This is a genomic window from Pseudomonas sp. FSL W7-0098 (assembly GCF_005930585.1).
GTDB classification, from domain to species: Bacteria; Pseudomonadota; Gammaproteobacteria; order Pseudomonadales; family Pseudomonadaceae; genus Aquipseudomonas; species Aquipseudomonas bubulae.
Genome location: NZ_RXHW01000014.1, coordinates 92,964 through 114,251 on the forward strand (window position 1 = coordinate 92,964; position 21,288 = coordinate 114,251).

The 21,288-nt window shown below is 59.6% G+C and carries 20 protein-coding genes; 11 read left to right on the forward strand and 9 right to left on the reverse strand.

Annotated features, from left to right (window positions below; translation table 11 throughout):
• Positions 1-48 precede the first annotated feature (48 nt).
• Positions 49-489, reverse strand: coding sequence for a response regulator (locus tag FHL07_RS21875; RefSeq protein ID WP_094999901.1), 441 nt, complete (start codon positions 487-489; stop codon positions 49-51).
• A gap of 294 nt (positions 490-783) precedes the next feature.
• On the opposite strand from FHL07_RS21875, the gene FHL07_RS21880 reads away from it, so the two are divergent.
• The 7 genes from FHL07_RS21880 to FHL07_RS23725 all read left to right on the forward strand — a co-directional run bounded on the left by FHL07_RS21880 (position 784) and on the right by FHL07_RS23725 (position 9,050).
• On the forward strand, positions 784-2,718 hold the full coding sequence (locus FHL07_RS21880; RefSeq protein ID WP_138738909.1) for a putative nucleotidyltransferase substrate binding domain-containing protein: 1,935 nt from the start codon (positions 784-786) through the stop codon (positions 2,716-2,718).
• Positions 2,715-3,425 (forward strand): 3'-5' exonuclease, encoded by a 711-nt coding sequence (locus tag FHL07_RS21885; RefSeq protein ID WP_094999899.1) that lies wholly within the window; start codon positions 2,715-2,717, stop codon positions 3,423-3,425. Before FHL07_RS21880 ends, FHL07_RS21885 begins: the two co-directional genes overlap by 4 nt.
• A 199-nt stretch (positions 3,426-3,624) precedes the next feature.
• Positions 3,625-4,149 carry an RNA polymerase sigma factor gene (locus FHL07_RS21890; protein WP_165446525.1) on the forward strand — a complete coding sequence of 175 codons (525 nt, stop codon included), beginning with the start codon at positions 3,625-3,627 and terminating at the stop codon, positions 4,147-4,149.
• On the forward strand, positions 4,146-5,123 hold the full coding sequence (locus tag FHL07_RS21895) for a FecR domain-containing protein (protein WP_094999898.1): 978 nt from the start codon (positions 4,146-4,148) through the stop codon (positions 5,121-5,123). Before FHL07_RS21890 ends, FHL07_RS21895 begins: the two co-directional genes overlap by 4 nt.
• Before the next feature lie 90 nt (positions 5,124-5,213).
• A complete protein-coding gene (locus FHL07_RS21900) occupies positions 5,214-7,628 on the forward strand; it encodes a TonB-dependent receptor (RefSeq protein ID WP_095023261.1) in 2,415 nt (804 codons plus the stop codon).
• Between the two features lie 139 nt (positions 7,629-7,767).
• Positions 7,768-8,880, forward strand: a complete 1,113-nt coding sequence (locus tag FHL07_RS21905) for a PepSY-associated TM helix domain-containing protein (RefSeq protein ID WP_095020452.1) — start codon at positions 7,768-7,770, stop codon at positions 8,878-8,880.
• The gene (locus tag FHL07_RS23725; protein WP_094999895.1) at positions 8,877-9,050 is read left to right on the forward strand and encodes a hypothetical protein; all 174 of its coding nucleotides are present in this window, start codon (positions 8,877-8,879) and stop codon (positions 9,048-9,050) included. The genes FHL07_RS21905 and FHL07_RS23725 overlap by 4 nt, the downstream gene beginning before the upstream one ends.
• 93 nt (positions 9,051-9,143) lie before the next feature.
• Here FHL07_RS23725 and fba read toward each other — a convergent pair whose 3' ends face one another.
• From fba to tkt, 5 genes are all read right to left on the reverse strand, one after another.
• Positions 9,144-10,208, reverse strand: coding sequence for a class II fructose-bisphosphate aldolase (gene fba / locus FHL07_RS21910; protein WP_004419605.1), 1,065 nt, complete (start codon positions 10,206-10,208; stop codon positions 9,144-9,146).
• A 174-nt stretch (positions 10,209-10,382) separates the two neighbouring features.
• On the reverse strand, positions 10,383-10,601 hold the full coding sequence (locus FHL07_RS21915) for a hypothetical protein (protein WP_094999894.1): 219 nt from the start codon (positions 10,599-10,601) through the stop codon (positions 10,383-10,385).
• A 32-nt stretch (positions 10,602-10,633) separates the two neighbouring features.
• On the reverse strand, positions 10,634-11,797 hold the full coding sequence (locus FHL07_RS21920) for a phosphoglycerate kinase (protein ID WP_094999893.1): 1,164 nt from the start codon (positions 11,795-11,797) through the stop codon (positions 10,634-10,636).
• A gap of 26 nt (positions 11,798-11,823) precedes the next feature.
• Complete coding sequence (epd, locus tag FHL07_RS21925) at positions 11,824-12,879, reverse strand: erythrose-4-phosphate dehydrogenase (RefSeq protein ID WP_138738910.1); 1,056 nt, start codon at positions 12,877-12,879, stop codon at positions 11,824-11,826.
• Between the two features lie 126 nt (positions 12,880-13,005).
• The gene (gene tkt, locus FHL07_RS21930; RefSeq protein WP_095025301.1) at positions 13,006-15,003 is read right to left on the reverse strand and encodes a transketolase; all 1,998 of its coding nucleotides are present in this window, start codon (positions 15,001-15,003) and stop codon (positions 13,006-13,008) included.
• A gap of 260 nt (positions 15,004-15,263) precedes the next feature.
• Here tkt and FHL07_RS21935 point away from each other — a divergent pair, with 260 nt between their 5' ends.
• The 3 genes from FHL07_RS21935 to FHL07_RS21945 all read left to right on the forward strand — a co-directional run bounded on the left by FHL07_RS21935 (position 15,264) and on the right by FHL07_RS21945 (position 18,052).
• The gene (locus tag FHL07_RS21935; protein ID WP_094999890.1) at positions 15,264-16,259 is read left to right on the forward strand and encodes an ArsR/SmtB family transcription factor; all 996 of its coding nucleotides are present in this window, start codon (positions 15,264-15,266) and stop codon (positions 16,257-16,259) included.
• A gap of 19 nt (positions 16,260-16,278) precedes the next feature.
• Positions 16,279-17,469 carry a methionine adenosyltransferase gene (gene metK, locus FHL07_RS21940; RefSeq protein WP_094999889.1) on the forward strand — a complete coding sequence of 397 codons (1,191 nt, stop codon included), beginning with the start codon at positions 16,279-16,281 and terminating at the stop codon, positions 17,467-17,469.
• Between the two features lie 187 nt (positions 17,470-17,656).
• Positions 17,657-18,052 (forward strand): DUF1090 domain-containing protein, encoded by a 396-nt coding sequence (locus FHL07_RS21945; RefSeq protein ID WP_094999888.1) that lies wholly within the window; start codon positions 17,657-17,659, stop codon positions 18,050-18,052.
• 120 nt (positions 18,053-18,172) lie between these two features.
• Here FHL07_RS21945 and FHL07_RS21950 read toward each other — a convergent pair whose 3' ends face one another.
• A complete protein-coding gene (locus FHL07_RS21950) occupies positions 18,173-18,622 on the reverse strand; it encodes a c-type cytochrome (protein ID WP_094999887.1) in 450 nt (149 codons plus the stop codon).
• Positions 18,623-18,750: 128 nt separating this feature from the next.
• Here FHL07_RS21950 and mltA point away from each other — a divergent pair, with 128 nt between their 5' ends.
• Positions 18,751-19,905: a murein transglycosylase A gene (mltA, locus tag FHL07_RS21955; RefSeq protein WP_095019478.1), complete on the forward strand. Its 1,155-nt coding sequence runs from the start codon at positions 18,751-18,753 to the stop codon at positions 19,903-19,905.
• 112 nt (positions 19,906-20,017) lie between these two features.
• Here mltA and FHL07_RS21960 read toward each other — a convergent pair whose 3' ends face one another.
• Positions 20,018-20,404, reverse strand: a complete 387-nt coding sequence (locus tag FHL07_RS21960; protein ID WP_095019477.1) for an MAPEG family protein — start codon at positions 20,402-20,404, stop codon at positions 20,018-20,020.
• Between the two features lie 13 nt (positions 20,405-20,417).
• Positions 20,418-21,251: a DMT family transporter gene (locus FHL07_RS21965; protein ID WP_094999884.1), complete on the reverse strand. Its 834-nt coding sequence runs from the start codon at positions 21,249-21,251 to the stop codon at positions 20,418-20,420.
• Positions 21,252-21,288 lie beyond the last annotated feature (37 nt).

Consider the following 21,288-nt stretch of genomic DNA (forward strand, 5'->3'; position numbering starts at 1 on the left):
AAGCCCCGATCATTCGGGGCTTTTTTTTGACACGGTGGGAGACCAACCTTACATCCCCAACTCCTCACGGATCAGCTTGAGCAACCTGTCGGTATCAATCGGCTTGAGCAAAAAGTCCACCACGCTCAAATGCATGGCATCGATGGCATCCCGTACATTCGCATCCCCCGACATGATGATAACCGGCAAGGCCGCCCGCTCGGATTCACGCACTTTGCGGATCAGATGCAAGCCATCGTGGGGCAGCATGCGCAAATCGGTGAGCATCAGGTTGATCGGCTGGCCCGATGCCAATAGCGCCAGCGCTTCTTCTTCATTGCTGGCCTGGAGGCACTCAATGGCATTGAGTTCAAGAAACTCCGCCAACAACTCCCGAGCCAAAACATCATCTTCGACAATCAACACACATGACGAGACCGAAGCAGGTGTCTGCATGACCTCTTGTAAGGCCTCTCTTTCGGCGTCAGTCAAAATGTCGTGTTCGGTCATAGGCTTCTCGGAAGCTGACTTGCAGGCGAAATATCCTAATAGCGTAGTCGGTTATCCATTACTGGGTGTAAATGTGCGCTCACATTCCGGTATTTCCAAGCCTGCCAGCACAAGAAATATCTGAAACCAATGTGCGATGTTTTTAAAACAGCAGCACAACGCTGCCCCATAGACTTACGTCCAATGGGCACCCGCGCGCAGACCACCGAGCATGAGGGATAGAAATACACCTTGGGGCGATGCCCTGTCCGGTCATAACAACAACGGCTCACAACCAACGACGCGGTATCAGTAATGAGTAAATCGGATGCGTTTCTCCAGGCAGGGAAAACCGCGGTGTTGCAGAACATTCACGGCACCATGCAATTCTTGCAGCGATTCCCGCCCTTCAACCAAATGGAAAACACTCACCTGGCGTACCTGGTCGAGCAGTGCCAACTGCGCTTCTATGCCCCGGGCGAAAGCATCATCCGACCCACCGACGGGCCGGTGGAGCACTTCTATATCGTCAAGCAGGGCCGAGTGGTGGGCGAGCGCACCCACGCCGGTCGCGAAGAAGCCCAGACCACCTTCGAGATCACCGCCGGCGAATGCTTCCCCCTGGCCGCGCTGCTGGGCGAGCGCGCCACCCGCACCGAACACCGGGCCGCCGAAGATACGTTCTGCCTGCAACTGAACAAAACCGCGTTTATCAAACTGTTTGGCCTGTCCGACGAATTTCGCGACTTTGCCTTGCGCGGCGTCAGCAGCCTGCTGGACAAGGTCAATCAGCAGGTGCAGCAAAAAGCCGCTGAAACCCTCGGCACCCAGTACTCGCTCAACACCCGCCTGGGTGAACTGGCCATGCGTCATCCCGTGACCTGCGCGCCTCAGGTTGCACTGCGTGAAGCCGTGCGTCTGATGCACGAACAGCAGGTGGGCAGCATTGTGGTGGTCGACGAATTCAAGGCCCCGCTGGGGATTTTCACCCTGCGCGACCTGCGTCAGGTCGTTGCCAATGGCATTGAGGATTTCGACCAGGCCATCGACCTGCACATGACCCCCGGGCCGTTCTACCTGAGCCCCGATCACAGCGCTTTCGACGCTGCAATCGCCATGACCCAGCGGCATATTGCCCACGTGTGCCTGGTTAAAGATCAACGCCTGTGTGGGGTTGTTTCCGAGCGTGACCTGTTTTCGCTGCAACGGGTCGACCTGGTGCATCTGGCACGTACCATTCGCCATGCTCCACGGCTGGAAACCCTGATCAGCCTGCGCGGCGAAATCGGCCAGCTGGTTGAGCGCATGCTGGCCCACGGCGCATCTTCCACGCAAATCACCCATATCATCACCCAACTGAACGATCACACCGTCTGCCGGGTGATTGAACTGGTGCTGGCCGACAAGGGTGACCCCGGCGTGCCGTTTACCTGGCTGTGTTTTGGCAGCGAAGGACGGAGCGAACAAACCCTGCACACCGACCAGGACAACGGCATCCTGTTCGAGGCCAGGGACGCTGCCGAGGCCGCCGACATTCGCCAGCGCCTGCTGCCCATCGCCCAGCAGATCAACCAGCACCTGGCGGCCTGCGGCTTTACCCTGTGCAAGGGCAATATCATGGCCGGCAACCCCGACCTGTGCTTGTCCCGTACCGAATGGGCGCGGCGCTTTGCGGCGTTTATTCGTGAAGCCACCCCGGAAAACCTGCTGGCCTCCACCATCTACTTCGACCTGCGCGTGGTCTGGGGCGATGAACAGGGCTGCGCGCAACTACGTCGCGGCATCCTTGAGCAAGTGGCCGACAACCGCCTGTTCCAGCGCATGATGGCCGACAACGCCCTGCGTCACCGGCCGCCGGTGGGGCGCTTTCGCGAGTTTGTGCTGGAGCGCAAAGGCAGTGACAAGGCCACCCTCGACCTCAAGGTGCAGGGCCTTACGCCCTTTGTCGACGGGGCTCGCTTGCTGGCACTGGCCAACGGTGTAGAAGCCAACAATACCCTTGAGCGCTTGCGCCAACTGGTTGCTCTCGACGTGATCGAACCGCTGGACGGCGGTGCCTACGAAGAGGCTTACCACTTTATCCAGCAAACCCGCATGCAGCAGCACCAGTTGCAAACCCGGGGAAATCGCCCGTACTCCAATCGCGTCGACCCGGACAACCTCAACCAGCTGGATCGCCGTATCCTGCGTGAAGCCCTGCGCCAGGCCCAGCGCCTGCAAAGCAGCCTGGCCCTGCGGTATCAGCTATGAGCCTGTTGTCCTGGCTGTTACCCCGCAAAAAACCGCTGCTAAGCCTTGAGCAACAGCAACGCCTGCTGCAATTGCCGTCCGCCACCGCCTTGAGCAATGTGCCCTTGCGCAGTCAGCGTTGGGTGGTGGTAGACCTGGAAACCAGCGGTCTTAATCTCAACCGCGATCAAGTGTTGTCGATTGGCGCAGTAGTGATTGAAGACGGCGCCATTGACTTGAGCCAGGCCTTTGAGCGCACCCTGCTGCGCCCCGACCACCCCCTGAGCCCCAGCATGCTGCTGCATGAACTGGGACCTGCCGCCATTGCCGCCGGCAGCGACCCGGTGGATGCGCTGCTGGATTTCATGGACTTTGTCGGCGATAGCCCGGTACTGGCCTTCCATGCACCATTTGACCAGCACATGCTCACCCGAGCCCTCAAGGACAGCCTGGGCTATCGGTTGCAGCATCCGTTTATGGATGTGGCCGCATTGGCACCGATGCTCTGCCCGCAGTTCAACCCGCGCCAGGCAGGGCTGGATCACTGGATCAACCACTTCAACCTGCAGGTTGAAGACCGTCACAACGCCAGTGCAGACGCGCTGGCCACGGCCGAGCTGGCACTGATCCTGTTCAGCCGTGCCAGCGTCCAGGGCATCGACAGCCCCCTGGCCTTGCAACAGCGGCTTAACCAGTGGCAGCGACGCAAGCAGATTCACGGCTTTTAATCTGTGGGAGGGGTCTTGCTCGCGATTCATGCGACGCGGCTCATCAGGCGAAACGCGGCGATCCCATCGCGAGCAAGCCCGCTCCCACAATAACGACCCTCCCCCGCTTATATGTCATCCGATGAGCGTCAATTGCGTAGGATCACTCCCTCTGCCACAATCGCGAATAATTATCGTTAGTTAAAACTTGCAGTCGGTGATGCTCTTGTCGTCAGTCCAAACCCCCCACAGTGAGCTGGTTGGAGCGCTTTATCGCGACCATCGCGGCTGGCTGCTGGCGTGGTTACGGCGCAACGTGGCCTGCCCGCAGCGGGCAGAGGACCTCAGCCAGGACACCTTTGTACGCCTGCTTGGCCGTACCGAACTGCAAGCCCCGCGCGAACCCCGGGCCTTTTTGGCGGCCATCGCCAAGGGCCTGCTGTTCGACTATTTTCGCCGCGCCGCCCTGGAGCAGGCCTGGCTCAACGAGTTGATGCTGATCCCCGAAGCCGAGCACCCCTCGCCCGAGGCCCAGCAGTTGATCCTCGAAGACCTGCGAGCCATCGACCGCATGTTGGCCAAACTGTCGAGCAAGTCGCGTGCGGCCTTCCTGCACAGTCGGCTCGACGGCATGACCCACGGCGAAATCGCCGAACGCCTGGGCGTGTCGGTGCCCCGTGTACGTCAATACCTGGCCCAGGGCATCCGCCAGTGCTACATCGCCCTGTATGGTGAGCCGACATGAGCCAGGCCAACGGCAAACCTGTCTCGGCCCAGGTGCTGGACGCCGCCATCGCCTGGCAACTGTGCCTGGATTGCGGCAACGGCAGCGCCGTGGAACAGGCCGAGTTCGCCAAGTGGTACAGCGCCAGCGAAGAACACGCCCGGGCCTGGTTACAACTGGGCATGCTCGACCAGCGCTTCAGCAATACCGGCATCCCGGCACGCAACGCCCTGCTCAATGCGCGCAATGGCGTGCAGCAGCAGGCGCGCAAGATCGGCAGCGGCCTGGCGAGTATCGCCCTGGTGTGCGGGCTGGCCCTGTTTGCCGGCAAGAACTACTTGCCCATCGATTACTGGATGGCCGACCAGCGCACTGCCACCGGTGAACAGCGCCAGATGCGCCTGGCCGACGGCACGTTGCTCAACCTCAATACCCACAGTGCAGTTGATGTACGTTTTGACAACAGCACCCGGCGCATCATCCTGCAAGAAGGCGAGATCATGGTCGAAACCGGCCACGGCGACCCTCGCCCGTTTATCGTACAAACCCGCGATGGCAGCTTGCTGGCCCTTGGCACCCGGTTCATGGTCAAACGCGAAGACGACGGCACGCGCCTGAGCGTGCTGCAATCGCGTGTCCAGGCCCATCCAGAAGATAGCGTCGAACAGACCATCTACAGCGAAGGGCAGCAAGTGCTGATGCACCGCGACCGTCTGGGCCAGATGTATGCAGTGAGCCCCGGGGCCGACGCCTGGACACGGGGCATGCTGGTACTGGACAACGTGCGCCTGGGCGACATGGTTGGCGAACTCAACCGCTATCACCGTGGCCACCTGGGTGTAGCCCCCGAAGTGGCCGACCTGCGCATCACTGGCAGCTTCCCGCTGAACAACGTCGAACTGGCGCTCAACGCCCTGTTGCCGACCTTGCCGGTGCAAATCGAACAGCGCACCCCGTGGTGGGTCACTGTCAGCGCCAGGCCTGCGGCGAACTGAATCTAAATTATTTTCAATAAGCCCTATCACTTTTCAAATCTCGTGCGGCAGATAGGCATTGAGAAACATTTCCATTCAGGAACCCGCCGAATGTCCCGCACCCTCGACACGTTTTTGCGCCCCAGCCTGCTGGCTGTTGCCATTGCCCTTGGCGCTCCGCTGGCCAGCACCACGCTGATTGCCGCCGAACAGGCATCCTCTGCGCGCAGCTACAACTTGCCCGCCGGCCCATTGGCGGCCACCCTGAACCAGATCGCCAGCCAGGCTGGCATCACCCTGGCCATCGACTCGTCCTTGCTGGCAGGCAAAACCTCGGCGCCGGTCAACGGCACATTTGAAGCCACGACTGCGTTGCGTGAGGCGTTGCAGGGGAGCGGCTTGCAGCTGCAAAGCAGTGGTAACGGTGCTTTCACCCTGATGCCTGTCGTTGAAGGCGCCCTGACTCTGGGCGACGTCAATATCAACGGCGCTGCTGTTGCCGAGGGCTCTGAAGCGGCGGGTTACGTCAGCGAAAATTTGAATAATGTCGGTGCACTGGGCGGGATGAAACTGCAAGACACGCCCTACTCCATGAGCGTTACCTCTCAGGCATTGCTCAAAAACATCCAGGCCACCTCACTGGATGACGTGTTCAAGCGCAACCCGTTCACCCAGATGTTCTCGCCGACCGGCGCGGGATATGCCAGCGCAGTCAACATTCGCGGTTTCAGCGGCGCGGGCAACCTGAATATCGCGAATGACGGGTTGCGTTTCAGCACCCTGGCCGATGCGGGCAACTTTCTGGAAGAAACCGAGCAACTGGAAGTCATCACCGGTCTCACCGGCTTTCTGTATGGCCCCGCTACGCCCGGAGGCCTGGCCAACTATGTTCTGAAGCGGCCAACTTACGAGAACTATCGCAGCGTTACTTTGGGCAATGCGGGTGGCGAAAACTATTACCTGCACGGCGACTTTGGCGGCAAGATCGACGACGAAGGCAAATTTGCCTATCGCCTGAACCTGCTCACCCAGGATGGCGAAACTGCCATCGACATGCAGAAACGCCGTCGCGAGCTGATCAGCCTGGCCGTGGACTGGAATGTCAGCGACGACCTGCAAATCCAGTTCGATGCATCGCACAAGAAAACCGAAATCCGCGGGTTGACCAGCTACTGGTACTTCGGAGATCAGGCCCTGCGGCCACGCGCCTCGCAGCTCGACAACGACAAGCTGTACAGCCAGAAGTGGTCATTTTCGGATAACGAAACCGACAAGGGTGGCGTGCGGGCCAAGTGGCGCCTGAACGACACCTTCACCCTGCGCGGTGCCTTTGCTACCCAGAAGTTCACCGAAGAAAACACCTACACCGGTCCAACCGTGTATAGCCCGGGGGTATACACCCAACCGCTGTACGCCTTTGCTCCCATTGAGCACGTAGAAAACTCGGCCTACCTGTTTCTGGATGCCGCGTTCGCGACCGGTTCAATTGGCCACAAGATGACCATGGGTTATCAGGGTAATGACTCGCGCATCCGTCAGTACGAAGACCATGTACCCAGCTCTCCGCCGCAATACGTCGACGTAGGCGGCGGCGCATTGCCGTTTGGCAGCAGCGAACAGGTCGGCAAACCCAGCTACTCGATTGGCAATGGCAACCAGCGCTTGGCAAGTACCTCCCAGTCCAATAATTTCCTGATCGGCGATGTCATCACCTTCAACGATCAATGGTCGAGCATCCTCGGTGTGACCCGCACCCAGATCAAGTCTTACGCCAATGACTTCATCTACTCCAACCCGGCTAAGAAAACCCGCTACGACGAGAGTAAAACCTCGCCCAGCGTTTCGCTTATCTACAAGCCCGTACCTTGGCTGACCACCTATGCCACTTACATCGAAGGCCTGCAAGCAGGCGGAACGGCGCCGTACAACGCAGTCAACGCCGGGCAAATCTTCGCGCCGCAAGTCAGCAAGCAATATGAAATCGGCGCCAAAGCCACTGTAGGCGACGCGCTGCTGACCCTGGCCCTGTTCAACATTGAAAAACCTAACGGCTTTCTCAGCGAGGGATTGATTTACACCGAGAGTGGCAAACAGGTTAACAACGGCCTGGAGTTCAGCGTGACCGGCAAAGTCACACCGGAGCTGACCGTAGTGGGCGGTTTCACCCTGCTTGATCCAAAGGTCAAAGACGCCGACAACAAGGCCAACGACGGCAATGCCCCGGTCGACGTTGCCAAGCAACTGGCCAAGGTTTACGCCGAGTACGACATAAATGCCTTGCCTGGTTTGGCCCTGACCGGCGGGGCGTTCTACACCGGCAGACAGTACACCGACGTGAGCAACGACTACGAATTGCCATCGTTTACCACCTTTGATGCCGGTGCGCGCTACCGCATGAAAGTGTCGGAAAACGACCTGACCCTGCGCATGAACGTCAGCAACCTGGCCAACAAGGATTACTGGCTCAACAGCCACTATCTGGGCGATCCGCGCACCGTGCAGTTCTCGGCGCAGCTGGAGTTCTAACCCGCTTGTATTGAAAAATACTCCCCCTGTGGGAGCGGGCTTGCCCGCGATGCAGACAACTCGGTGCAACTGCAAAAACGAGTTGATGCCATCGCGAGCAAGCCCGCTCCCACAGGGGGTTTACGCATTCAGGATTTTCATGAAAAGCAAAACCATCCGCCGCTGGTCCTTTATCCACACCTGGACCAGCCTGATTTGCACTGCGTTCTTGCTGATGCTGGCACTGACCGGCCTGCCGTTGATTTTTCATCATGAAATCGACCATCTGCTAGGCGATGCGCCGCAGGTCAAAACCCTGCCTGCCGATACCCCAACCCTCGACCTGCAACAACTGGTGCGCGCCGCCGAAGCTCATCGCCCGGGCGAGGTCATGCAGTATTTCGGCTGGGACGAAGACGAACCCAATGCCGTCCTGACCATCATGGCACCCACCGCCGGCACCGAACCCAATTCCTCCCACACCTTTATGCTCGATGCGCGCACGGGCGAAGCCATAGAGGTGCCGTCAGCCAATGGCGGACTCATGATGGTCATGCTGCGCCTGCATGTGGACATGTTCGCCGGGCTGCCCGGCAAGCTGCTACTGGCCTTTATGGGCCTGCTGTTTGTATTGGCCATCATCTCCGGCACAGTGCTGTACCTGCCTTTTATGCGCCGCCATGAATTCGCTACCGTGCGCACCGACAAATCCAAACGCCTGCGCTGGCTCGACCTGCACAACCTGATTGGCGCCGTGACCCTGACCTGGGCCCTGGTGGTAGGGGTGACCGGCGTTATCAGTGCCTGTGCTGACCTGATCATTGCCGCATGGCGCAATGACAGCCTCAGCGCCATGATCGAACCCTACCGCGATGCTCCGCCACTGACCCGTCTTGCCCCGGCCAGCCAGTTGCTGGAGATCGCAGCCAAAGCCGCGCCCGGCATGCGCCCGGACTTTATCGCCTTCCCCGGTACACGGTTCTCCAGCGAGCACCATTACGCGGTCTTTATGAAAGGCAGCACGCACCTGACTTCTCACCTGCTGACCCCGGTATTGATCGATGCCAGTACCCTGGAGGTCACCGCAGTGGCCGGGCGCCCGTGGTACATGGACGCTATGGGCATGTCGCAACCGCTGCACTTCGGCGATTACGGCGGCATGCCGATGAAAATTCTCTGGGCGGCTCTCGACGTGCTGACCATTGTGGTGCTCGGCAGCGGACTCTACCTGTGGTGGGTGCGCCGCCGAGCGGCCAGGGAGAGCGCACGATGAGGCCCCGTCAGTCGAACTTCTGGAAAGTGTTTTCCATCCCGCTGGCGATTGGCCTGGTCAGCGTGATGGGCTTGTTCAGTGCGCTATTGGGTGACGAGGCGTGGGATGTATTGAGCTGGATTGGCTTGGGTATTCCTGTGTGGATCAGTGTGCGCGGGTTGCTCAAGTGACCCTCACCCTAGCCCTCTCCCGGAGGGAGAGGGCTGCAACTGACACCCACAAAAAAGCCCGCATCGCTGCGGGCTTTTTAGTACGCGCCGGTCTTAGTTGACCTTGGCGTTCAGCTCACCTTTGAGGTAACGCTGGTACATGGCTTCGAGGGAGATCGGCTTGATCTTCGAAGCATTACCGGCAGTACCGAAGGCTTCGTAACGGGCAATACACACGTCACGCATGGCCGTTACAGTGGCGCCGAAGAACTTGCGCGGGTCAAACTCGCTCGGGTTGGTTGCCATCAGGCGACGCATCGCGCCAGTCGATGCCAGACGCAGGTCGGTGTCGATGTTGACCTTGCGCACGCCGTGCTTGATGCCTTCAACGATTTCTTCTACCGGCACACCGTAGGTTTCTTTGATGTCGCCGCCGAACTCGTTGATGATCGCCAGCCACTCTTGTGGAACAGAGGACGAACCGTGCATCACCAGGTGAGTGTTCGGAATGCGCTTGTGGATCTCTTTGATACGGTCGATTGCCAGTACGTCGCCAGTCGGTGGCTTGGTGAACTTGTAAGCGCCGTGGGAAGTACCGATGGCAATTGCCAGGGCATCTACCTGGGTGCGCTTGACGAAGTCAGCCGCTTCTTCCGGGTCGGTCAGCATCTGGCTGTGATCCAGAACGCCTTCTGCACCGATGCCGTCTTCTTCGCCAGCCATACCGGTTTCCAGCGAACCCAGGCAGCCCAGCTCGCCTTCAACCGATACGCCGCAAGCGTGCGCCAGGGCAACGGTTTGCTGAGTCACGCGAACGTTGTAGTCGTAGTCGGTCGGGGTCTTGCCGTCTTCACCCAGCGAGCCGTCCATCATCACCGAGCTGAAGCCCAGCTGGATCGAGCGCTGGCACACGTCAGGGCTGGTGCCGTGGTCCTGGTGCATGCACACCGGGATATGCGGAAATTCTTCGATTGCAGCCAGGATCAGGTGACGCAGGAAAGGAGCACCCGCGTACTTGCGCGCACCGGCCGAGGCCTGAACGATCACCGGGGAGTCGGTCTTGTCAGCGGCTTCCATAATGGCGCGCATCTGCTCAAGGTTGTTTACGTTGAAGGCTGGAACGCCGTAGCCGAATTCGGCGGCGTGGTCCAACATCTGGCGCATGCTGATAAGTGCCATTGTGTGTGTCTCTCCCGGACAAGGGTCGTTAATCGTGCAAGCCTGCCGTAGCGGCGGCTGCTATTCAAGTTATTGCAGATCGGGGGTTTGCCCCGATATGGCCAATGCGATTTAGCTGAAACGTTACAGCTTCAGCTATAGCTATGCGGCCCATTGGGTGGGCCGCATTTCAAATCATGGGCACCCGCGCTCTTGTGAAGGCTTGGGCGACTCGTATTTTTCCAGCGCCTCGGGCCCTGAGCGTTTATTGACCAGCGGCACGCTTTGCGCCTGCCAGTCAGCCTGGTAACAACCACTCTCTTCAGGGGTTGCAGCCTCGGGCACCGACTCGCTCGAGCCGGCGCAACCGGCCAAAAAGCCCGCGATCATCAACAGCGGTAACAACTTGACCATGTCCATGCTTCCTTTCAGGGCCTGAAACACCTTCAGGCTTTGGCGCGGCTTTCCAGGATTTCAACGGCAGGCAGTACCTTGCCTTCGACGAACTCCAGGAATGCACCACCGCCGGTGGAGATGTAGGAGATTTGATCAGCAATGCCGTATTTGTCGATCGCCGCCAGAGTGTCGCCGCCACCCGCAATCGAGAACGCTGCGCTGTCGGCAATGGCCCGGGCCAGAACCTTGGTGCCGTTGCCGAACTGGTCGAACTCGAACACGCCAACCGGACCGTTCCACAGGATAGTCTTCGAAGACTTGAGCAGCTCGGCGAAATGCGCAGCAGTTTGCGGGCCGATATCCAGGATCATGTCGTCAGCAGCCACGTCGGCAATCAGCTTGACGGTGGCAGCGGCACTTTCAGCGAACTCCTTGGCCACGACTACGTCGGTAGGCAGGGGCACGTTGACCTTGGCAGCGATGGCGCGGGCAGTTTCCAGCAGGTCGGGCTCGTACAGCGACTTGCCCACCGGGTGACCGGCAGCGGCCAGGAAAGTGTTGGCGATACCGCCACCCACGATCAGCAGATCGCAGATCTGGCTCAGGCTGTTGAGCACTTCAAGCTTGGTCGACACCTTGGAGCCGGCAACAATGGCCGCCATTGGCTTGGCCGGGGCGCCCAGGGCCTTGCCCAGTGCTTCCAGTTCAGCAGCCAGCAGAGGGCCTGCCGCAGCAACCTTGGCAAACTTGGCCACGCCGTGGGTCGAACCTTCGGCGCGGTGAGCGGTGCCGAAAGCGTCCATCACAAACACGTCGCACAGGGCGGCGTATTGCTTGGCCAGTTCGTCGGCGTTTTTCTTTTCGCCCTTGTTGAAGCGCACGTTCTCGAACAGCACGATGTCGCCGGCTTTGACGTCGACACCATTGAGGTAATCGCTGACCAGCGGCACTTCACGGCCCAGGGCCTTGCTCAGGTACTCGGCTACAGGCTTGAGGCTGTTTTCAGCCGAGAACTCGCCTTCAGTCGGACGTCCCAGGTGCGAGCAGACCATAACCGCCGCGCCTTTTTCCAACGCCAGCTTGATGGTCGGCAGCGAAGCGAGGATACGCGCATCGCTGGTGACTACACCGTCCTTGACTGGGACGTTGAGGTCTTCGCGGATCAGTACGCGTTTACCTTGCAGATCGAGGTCGGTCATCTTCAACACGGTCATGGGTCGCAATTCCTGAGTTTCTAATGTTAGAGAACGGATTTTGGGTGGGTAACGTGCAAGTAGTGCTCTGCCACATCGATCATTCGATTGGCAAAACCCCATTCGTTGTCGAACCAGGCCAGCAGGTTCACCAGCCGGGGGCCGGAAACGCGGGTTTGGCTGGCATCGACAATGGCCGAATGAGGGTCATGATTGAAATCACAGCTGGCGTGCGGCAGCTCGGTGTAGGCCAGCAAGCCTTTGAGCGGGCCGCTGGTGGCAGCCTCGCGCAGCAGGCGGTTCACTTCTGCGGCATCGGTATCCCGGGCCGTGGTCAGGGTGATGTCCAGGCACGACACGTTCAAGGTCGGCACCCGTACTGCTTTGGCCTGAATTCGGCCGGCAAGTTCCGGCAACAGGCGCTCAATGCCTTTGGCCAGGCCGGTCGATACCGGAATCACCGACTGAAAGGCCGAGCGAGTACGTCGCAGGTCTTCATGATGGTAGGCATCGATGACCGGCTGATCGTTCATCGCCGAGTGAATCGTGGTGATCGACACGTACTCCAGGCCAAGCGCCTGATCCAGCAGACGCAACAGCGGTACGCCGCAATTGGTGGTGCAGGAAGCGTTGGACACCAGGCGCTCTTCGCCCGTCAGGCTGTGCTGGTTGACGCCGTAGACAATGGTGGCGTCGACATCGGCGTCGCTGGCCATCGGTTGCGAAAAAAGTACGCCGGGAGCCCCGGCATCCAGAAAGCGCTGGCCGTCGGCACGGGTGTTGTAGACACCGGAGCATTCCAGCACCAGGTCAATGCCCAGCGCGGCCCAGTCGATCCCTTCGGGGGTGGCACTGCGGAACACTTCCACGCAGTCGCCATTGATATGCAGGCAGTCGCCTTCGATCCGTATCTCGCCGGGAAACCGGCCATGGGTGGAGTCGAAGCGCGTCAAATATTCGAGACTGGCCATATCGGCCAAATCATTGAGTGCAACAATTTCAAACCCGGCAGAAGCCCCTCGCTCGAACAACGCACGCAAGACACAACGACCAATCCGGCCGTAGCCGTTGAGTGCAACTTTGTAGGGACGCGGTTGAGGCATGGGGTTCTCGATTACCAAGGTGAATCCTTCACCACTACTATTTCGCGAGCAGGCTCGCTGCCACAGGGATCTACATAGCCCATGTGGGAGCGAGCCTGCTCGCGAATAAGGCAGCCACTTTGTTACTTAGTCTTCCAGCAGCTCGTCAGCCTGACCCAGGATGTTTTCCAGGGTGAAGCCGAACTCCTCGAACAAGGCAGGCGCAGGCGCCGACTCGCCGTAGGTGGTCATGCCGATCACGCGGCCTTCCAGGCCCACGTACTTGTACCAGTAGTCAGCGTGGGAGGCTTCAATGGCGATACGGGCGCTCACCTGCAGCGGCAGAACCGACTGCTTGTAGCCCGCATCTTGAGCTTCGTACACGCTGGTGCATGGCATCGACACCACACGAACCTTGCGGCCCTGTTCGGTCAGTTTTTCCCAGGCCTGAACAGCCAGGCCCACTTCGGAACCGGCCGAGATCAGGATCAGCTCAGGCTCGCCTGCGCAGTCCTTGAGCACGTAGCCACCACGGTTGATATCGGCAATCTGGCCGGCATCACGGTTCTGGTGGTTGAGGTTCTGACGCGAGAAGATCAACGCGGACGGGCCGTCGTTGCGCTCCAGGGCGTATTTCCAGGCAGCTGCGGATTCCACCGCATCGGCCGGGCGCCAGGTGTCCAGGTTCGGCGTAGTACGCAGGCTGGTCAGCTGTTCGATCGGCTGGTGAGTCGGGCCGTCTTCGCCCAGACCGATGGAGTCGTGGGTGAACACATAGATCACGCGCTGTTTCATCAGGGCCGACATGCGGATGGCGTTGCGGGCGTATTCCATGAACATCAGGAAGGTTGCACCGTAAGGCACCAGGCCGCCGTGCAGGGCAACGCCGTTCATGATGGCGCTCATGCCGAACTCACGTACACCGTAGTACACGTAGTTGCCGCTGGCGTCTTCAGCCGAAACACCTTTGCAACCTTTCCACAGGGTCAGGTTGGAGCCGGCCAGGTCAGCGGAGCCGCCCAGCAGTTCAGGCAGCAACGGGCCGAAGGCATTCAGCGCGTTCTGGCTGGCTTTACGGCTGGCGATGGTTTCGCCTTTGGCCGCGACTTCAGCGATGTAGGCGTTGGCCTTGGCATCGAAGTCAGCTGGCAGCTTGCCGCTCAGGCGACGGGACAGCTCGGCGGCCAGCTCAGGGAACTCGGCAGCGTAGGCAGCGAAGCGCTTGTCCCACTCGGACTCAACCGCAGCACCGACTTCCTTGGCATCCCATTCGGCGTAGATATCAGCCGGGATTTCAAATGGACCGTGGTTCCAGTTCAGGGCCTTGCGGGTCAGGGCGATTTCATCGTTGCCCAGTGGAGCACCGTGGCAGTCTTCCTTGCCCTGCTTGTTCGGCGAACCGAAACCGATGGTGGTCTTGCAGCAGATCAGCGTTGGCTGGTCGCTTTTGCGTGCGGTTTCGATCGCGGTCTTGATTTCTTCCGGGTCGTGACCGTCAACGTTACGGATCACTTGCCAGTTGTAGGCTTCGAAACGCTTTGGCGTGTCGTCGGTAAACCAGCCTTCAACTTCGCCATCGATGGAGATGCCGTTGTCATCGTAGAAAGCGATCAGTTTGCTCAGGCCCAGGGTGCCGGCCAGCGAGCCAACTTCGTGGGAAATGCCTTCCATCATGCAGCCATCACCCAGGAACACGTAGGTGTGGTGATCGACAACGTTATGGCCAGGACGGTTGAACTGCGCGCCCATGACTTTTTCGGCCAGGGCAAAGCCCACAGCGTTGGCCAGGCCCTGACCCAACGGGCCAGTGGTGGTTTCAACGCCCGGCGTGTAGCCCAGCTCCGGGTGGCCCGGGGTGCGGCTGTGCAGCTGGCGGAAGTTTTTCAGGTCGTCGATCGACAGGTCATAGCCGGTCAGGTGCAACAACGAGTAGATCAGCATCGAACCGTGGCCGTTGGACAGCACGAAGCGGTCACGGTCAGCGAACGAAGGATTGCTCGGGTTGTGCTTCAGATAATCGCGCCACAGTACTTCGGCGATATCCGCCATACCCATAGGGGCACCTGGATGACCGCTGTTGGCTTTTTGCACGGCATCCATGCTGAGTGCACGAATGGCGTTGGCACGCTCACGACGGCTGGGCATCGCTGTTCTCCTGGGTATTGGAAGTTAAATCGAAACGGAAAAAAGGCGAGCATTTTCCCTCACCCACCCCCTCGGGGCAATGACAGATAGTCAGCTGAAACGTTTTTCCTTTGTTCAGGCAGGCAATCTGTTAAGGATCGGACATTTCATTTCGTTAATAAGCACACTCCACCCGACAAACGTGCCATTTATCGACCAATATCAAAAAGTTTTGATATTGAACTTGCGGGGGCTTGAGCGGGTAACTAGACTGCGGCCCCATGAACTTACGCGTGCCTTCAATCCGCCATGACGATTGCGACGAGCTCTCCGCCCTGTGCAAGGCTGGAGGCGATCCGCTGCGACTCAATGTGCTGCGCGCGTTGGCCAACGATTCGTTTGGTGTGCTGGAACTGACACAGATCTTCGCCACCGGGCAGTCCGGCATGAGCCACCACCTCAAGGTGCTGTCCCAGGCACGGCTGGTTGCAACCCGGCGTGAAGGCAACGCGATTTTTTATCGCCGCGCCCTGCCCCATACCGAACAACTGGGCGGCAAATTGCATGCAGCACTGCTGGAAGAGGTCGATAACCTGGCCTTGCCCGCCGATGTACAGGCGCGCATCAGCGCCGTACACGGACAACGTGCAGCCGCCAGTCAGGACTTTTTCTCACGCATAGCCGAGAAATTTCGCGCTCAACAGGATTTGATCGCCGGCTTGCCGCAATACCGTGACAGTGTTTTAACCCTGCTCGACAAACTGAGCTTCGGCCCGGGGGCCACAGCCCTGGAAGTCGGCCCCGGCGATGGCAGCTTCTTGCCCGACCTGGCCCGTCGTTTCCATCAGGTCACGGCGCTGGACAACAGCCCGGTGATGCTGGAGCTGGCCCGCCAGTTGTGTGAACGCGAGTCACTGAACAACGTCAGCCTGATCCTGGCCGACGCGCTGCATGAAGCACCGATCCAGGTCGATTGCGTGGTCGTGAACATGGTCTTGCACCATTTCGCTGCACCGGCCGAAGCACTCAGGCAACTGGCGACCTTGCTGCAACCGGGCGGTAGCCTGCTGGTAACAGAGTTGTGCAGCCATAATCAGGCGTGGGCCCGCGAGGCCTGCGGTGATTTATGGCTGGGTTTTGAACAAGATGATCTGGCCCGTTGGGCCACCGCTGCGGGACTCGTTCCCGGGGAAAGCCTCTATGTAGGCTTACGTAATGGTTTCCAGCTTCAGGTCCGCCACTTTCAGCGGCCAGCTGGCGACACTCACCATCGGTAAATATTAGGAAACCGTCGAGATGAGCGAATACTCCCTTTTCACCTCCGAGTCCGTGTCTGAAGGGCATCCGGACAAAATCGCCGACCAGATTTCTGACGCGGTGCTGGACGCCATCATTGCTGAAGACAAGTTCGCCCGTGTGGCGTGCGAGACTCTGGTGAAAACCGGCGTAGCAATCATCGCCGGCGAAGTCACCACTTCGGCCTGGGTTGACCTGGAGCAGATCGTTCGTGACGTGATCACCGACATCGGTTACACCAGCTCCGACGTCGGCTTCGACGGTGCTACCTGCGGCGTGATGAACATCATCGGCAAGCAGTCTCCTGACATCAACCAGGGTGTAGACCGCGCCAAGCCTGAAGATCAGGGCGCCGGCGACCAGGGCCTGATGTTCGGCTACGCCAGCAACGAAACCGACGTGCTAATGCCGGCACCGATCACCTTCTCTCACCAGTTGGTACAGCGCCAGGCAGAAGCCCGCAAATCCGGCCTGCTGCCGTGGCTGCGCCCGGACGCCAAGTCCCAGGTCACTTGCCGTTACGAAGGCGGAAAGGTTGTGGCCATCGACGCCATCGTGCTGTCGACCCAGCACAACCCGGAAGTGTCGAACAAAGACCTGCGCGAAGGCGTCATGGAGCTGATCGTCAAGCACGTGCTGCCTGCTGATCTGTTGCACAAAGACACCCAGTTCCACATCAACCCTACTGGCCAGTTCATCATCGGTGGCCCGGTTGGCGACTGCGGCCTGACCGGTCGCAAGATCATCGTTGACACCTACGGCGGCATGGCCCGTCACGGCGGCGGCGCGTTCTCGGGTAAAGATCCATCCAAGGTTGACCGTTCGGCGGCCTACGCCGGTCGTTACGTGGCCAAGAACATCGTGGCTGCCGGCCTGGCTGAGCGTTGCGAGATCCAGGTTTCCTACGCAATCGGCGTCGCTCAACCGACTTCGATTTCGTTGAATACTTTCGGCACTGGCAAAATTTCCGACGACAAGATCATCAAGCTGGTGCGTGAGGTGTTCGACTTGCGTCCATACGCCATCACCAAGATGCTTGATCTGCTGCACCCGATGTACCAGGAAACTGCAGCATACGGTCACTTCGGCCGTATCCCGCAGACCAAAACGGTTGGCGACGATACCTTCACCACGTTCACGTGGGAGCGTACCGACCGCGCTGAAGAACTGCGTACTGCCGCTGGTTTGTAAGTAAGCCTGCTGCACCAAAAGCCCCGGACAGGCGACTGTTCGGGGCTTTTTGCTGCTGGCGGGCATCGCGCAACGGATTGCTTGCGTACGGATGCTGCTAACATCCACGGTTTCGAACCGCCGAACGACGCTTGTGCAGCGTTCTTTCGACCTTATTTAATTGTCATCTTTGGTCATGGAGCTATTTATGAAATTACTTTCACCGCTCGCCCTGTTTACTGTCTGCGGCCTGTTGGCTGCCCCGCTGATGGCCGCCGACACAGCGCCTGAACTGACCGGCTGTGCTGCCAAGAAGCAGGCCATCACCCTGCAACTTGAGCAAGCGCGTGCCCACGGCAACAGCAACCAGGTAGCAGGCCTGGAAAAAGCCCTGAGCGAAGTTGAAGCCCATTGCACCGACGCGGGCCTGCGCAAGGAACGCGAAAACAAGGTGCTGGAAGCCAAGCACGAAGTCAGCAAGCGCCAGGCAGATCTGGACAAGGCCATGAAGAAAGGCGATCCGGAGAAAATCGACAAGCGCAAAAACAAGCTGGCCGAATCGCGCAAAGAGTTGCAGGAAGCGCTGGATCAGCTGGACAAGTAATTCGCCCTGTGGGAGCGGGCTTGCTCGCGATGGGATCGCTGCGGTCTGCCTGACAGATCGCGTCGCCTGCATCGCGAGCAAGCCCGCTCCCACAGCAGGTGGGTACCGGCTCAACTTTACTCAGTGATTCCTGAATGCCTTGTGGCACGCACTGCAGGTGTCTTCGACCTTCTGCACCGCAGGCATCAGGTTACTGGCCTTGTAGGGTTGCACCTGGCTGGCGATAACCAGCTCACCCGTAGCAGCCTCCAACTGCCGCGCCAACTCCTGAAAACGTGCCTGCTTTTGCCAGACGTCATCAGTAGCGCTGGTTTGATCGCTCTCCTTTACTTGAGGGAAATGCTTCCACGGCTCGTAAGCCAACGCATCCAACTTGATAGCGCCTGCGGTAAAGCGCGGACCATCGAACGGAATTCGACCCCGCAACATGCCGCCCAGATCTTCACTGGTCTTTAGCATTTGCTTGAAAATCGCTTTACGCTGGCCCAGCGGCGAATCGGGATCAACCCCGCCACACGCCGTCAGCGTCAGGCAGGCCAGCACTACAACAGTCAATCGTTTAAGAATCATGGTGGCTTCAGGTCACGGAAATCGGCCGCCAGTATCCTCGTGTCACCCGTAAAGACCAATACCCTTATTAAATATACGGGTTGCCTTGAAGGCCATCAGACCTCGGCAGCCGTTAAGGAACAGCGTCAATGAACATATTTTTCAAACCACTGGCCTGGGCGCTGCCCGTTGTCATGCTCCTGGCCGGGTGCAACGGCACCGACAAGGACGCGGACAAAAATGCCGCAAAACCTGAACCTCACACGACCTACAGCAAAGCCGACTGGAGTGCGCTGCCGGAAGTGACAGGCAATGACCTGCAAAGCGGCTTCGCTTCATGGCGCAGCGCCTGCACCCGTCTCAAGGCCGACGCCAACTGGGGGCCGGTATGCAGCGACGCTGCGGCCCTGCCTGCCAGCCCCAGCGTGGCTGAAATCAGCAATTTCCTGCAAACCCACCTCGACGTCTACAGCTTGCGTTCGGCCGAAGGCAGCAGCGACGGCCTGATCACCGGTTACTACGAACCCGTTTACCCGGGCAGCCTCAAGCCCACCCAGGCGGCCAATGTGCCGATCTACGGCGTACCGTCTGATCTGATCGTGGTCAACCTGGACAGCATTTACCCCGAGCTCAAAGGCAAACGCCTGCGCGGTCGCCTCGAAGGCCGTGTACTCAAGCCTTATGACACAGCCGAAACCATCAACAGCAACGGCCTGAATGCTCCGGTACTGGCGTGGCTGACCGATCCGATGGATCTGCAATTCCTGCAGATCCAGGGCTCTGGCCGGGTCCAGCTCGACAATGGCCGTCAACTGCGCATTGGCTATGCCGACCAGAACGGCCACCCGTACAAACCGATTGGCCGCTGGCTGGTCGAGCAAGGCGAGCTGAAAAAAGAAGACGTGACCATGGGCACCATTCACGCCTGGGCCATGGCCAACCCGCAGCGTGTCCACGAGATGCTTGCCAGCAACCCGAGCTATGTATTTTTCACCCAGAACGCCGACAGCAACGAAGGCCCGCGCGGCTCGCTGAACGTGCCGCTGACGGCCGGTTACAGCGTGGCAGTGGACCGCAAGGTAATCCCGCTGGGCAGCCTGTTGTGGTTATCGACCACCCAGGCCGACGGCCAGCCCATCGTGCGCCCGGTTGCCGCCCAGGACACCGGCGGCGCCATTGCCGGCGAAGTGCGGGCCGACTTCTTTGTCGGTACGGGCCCCGAGGCAGGGCAAATTGCAGGCGACATGAAACAGAAGGGCAATATCTGGCTGCTGTGGCCTAAAGGGGCGGCGTTGCCGTTGTAACTGCCCTTGTGGGAGCGAGCCTGCTCGCGATGGCATCACTGCGGCGCATCAGGTAAACCGCATCGCCGACATCGCGAGCAAGCCCGCTCCCACAGGCAGTGTGGTGATTGCGTTACATCGACACAAAAAAGAAGCTGACCACCAGCCCCATGCCGATAAACCACACGATGGAACGCAGCATCGCCCAGTCAGCCAGGTAGCAGATGATGTAGAGCATGCGACTGGTAATAAACAGCACCGCCAGCACGTCAATGGTCACCGGCTGGGCGTTGCCGACGATATCGGCAATGATCACCGCCGCGGCAAACGCCGGGGTCACTTCAAAGCTGTTGAGCTGGGCACTGTGGGCACGCTTGGCAAACCCTTGCAGGCCGTCAAGAAACGTACGCGGATCATGGTTTTGCCTGGGCCCGAACTTGCCGTCACTGAACTTGGCAAAGGCGGTACACACATAGGTCAAACAGAAGGCAATCAGCACACACCAGAAAGCAACCGTCATTGGAATTTCCTTTTTAGAGTTTCATCACGAGCATGCCGATCAGCACCAGCCCACAGGCTAAGAGCCTCGGTCCGCCGAAAGGTTCTTTGAGGTAACGCATACCGAACAGCACCACCAGAATCACACTGACTTCACGCAGCGCCGCCGCCTCGGCAATCGAGCCCAGTTGCATGGCCCACAGCACCAGCGCATAGCTGGCCAGCACGCAAACCCCCACCGCCACGCCCAATCGCCATTGTGTACGCCAGAACAGCGCAAACGCGGCACGCTTGCGGGTAACCGCCAGCAACGGAAACGGCCAGGCGCTGAGCAGCGTGACCCAAACCAGGTAATCCAGCGGGTGCGACCAGCGGCGGATAGCCTGGCCATCCAGGAAGGTATAGCAACCAATGCACAGGCCGATCAGCGCCACGACCGGCAGCATCGACCAGGGCAGGCGATCACCGCCACCGCCCTGCCACAACAGGCAGGCCATGCCGCACGGGATCAGCAAAATACCGATAATCTGCTGCCCGGTCAGCACTTCTCCGGCAAAGGTCAGGGTCAGCGCCAGCACCACCAATGGCGACAGCCCGCGCATCAGCGGGTACACCAGACCCAGATCCCCCACCCGATACGCGCGGATCAGCAGCACCCGGTACACCAGCTCGAAAAATACCGACGCCAGGATCCACGGCCAGATATCCGCCGGTGGCCATTGCGCAAACCCCACCAGCGCCGCCACCACCACCAGCGCCACCGTGTCCATGCAGGCGATCACCAGCAAGCGCTCACCGCTGAACTTGATCAGGGTGTTCCAGATCGCGTGCAATACCGCCGCGACCAACACCAACACCGTTGCCAGCACCGCAGACTCCTTATTGTTATCAACCTGCGACTGCCGC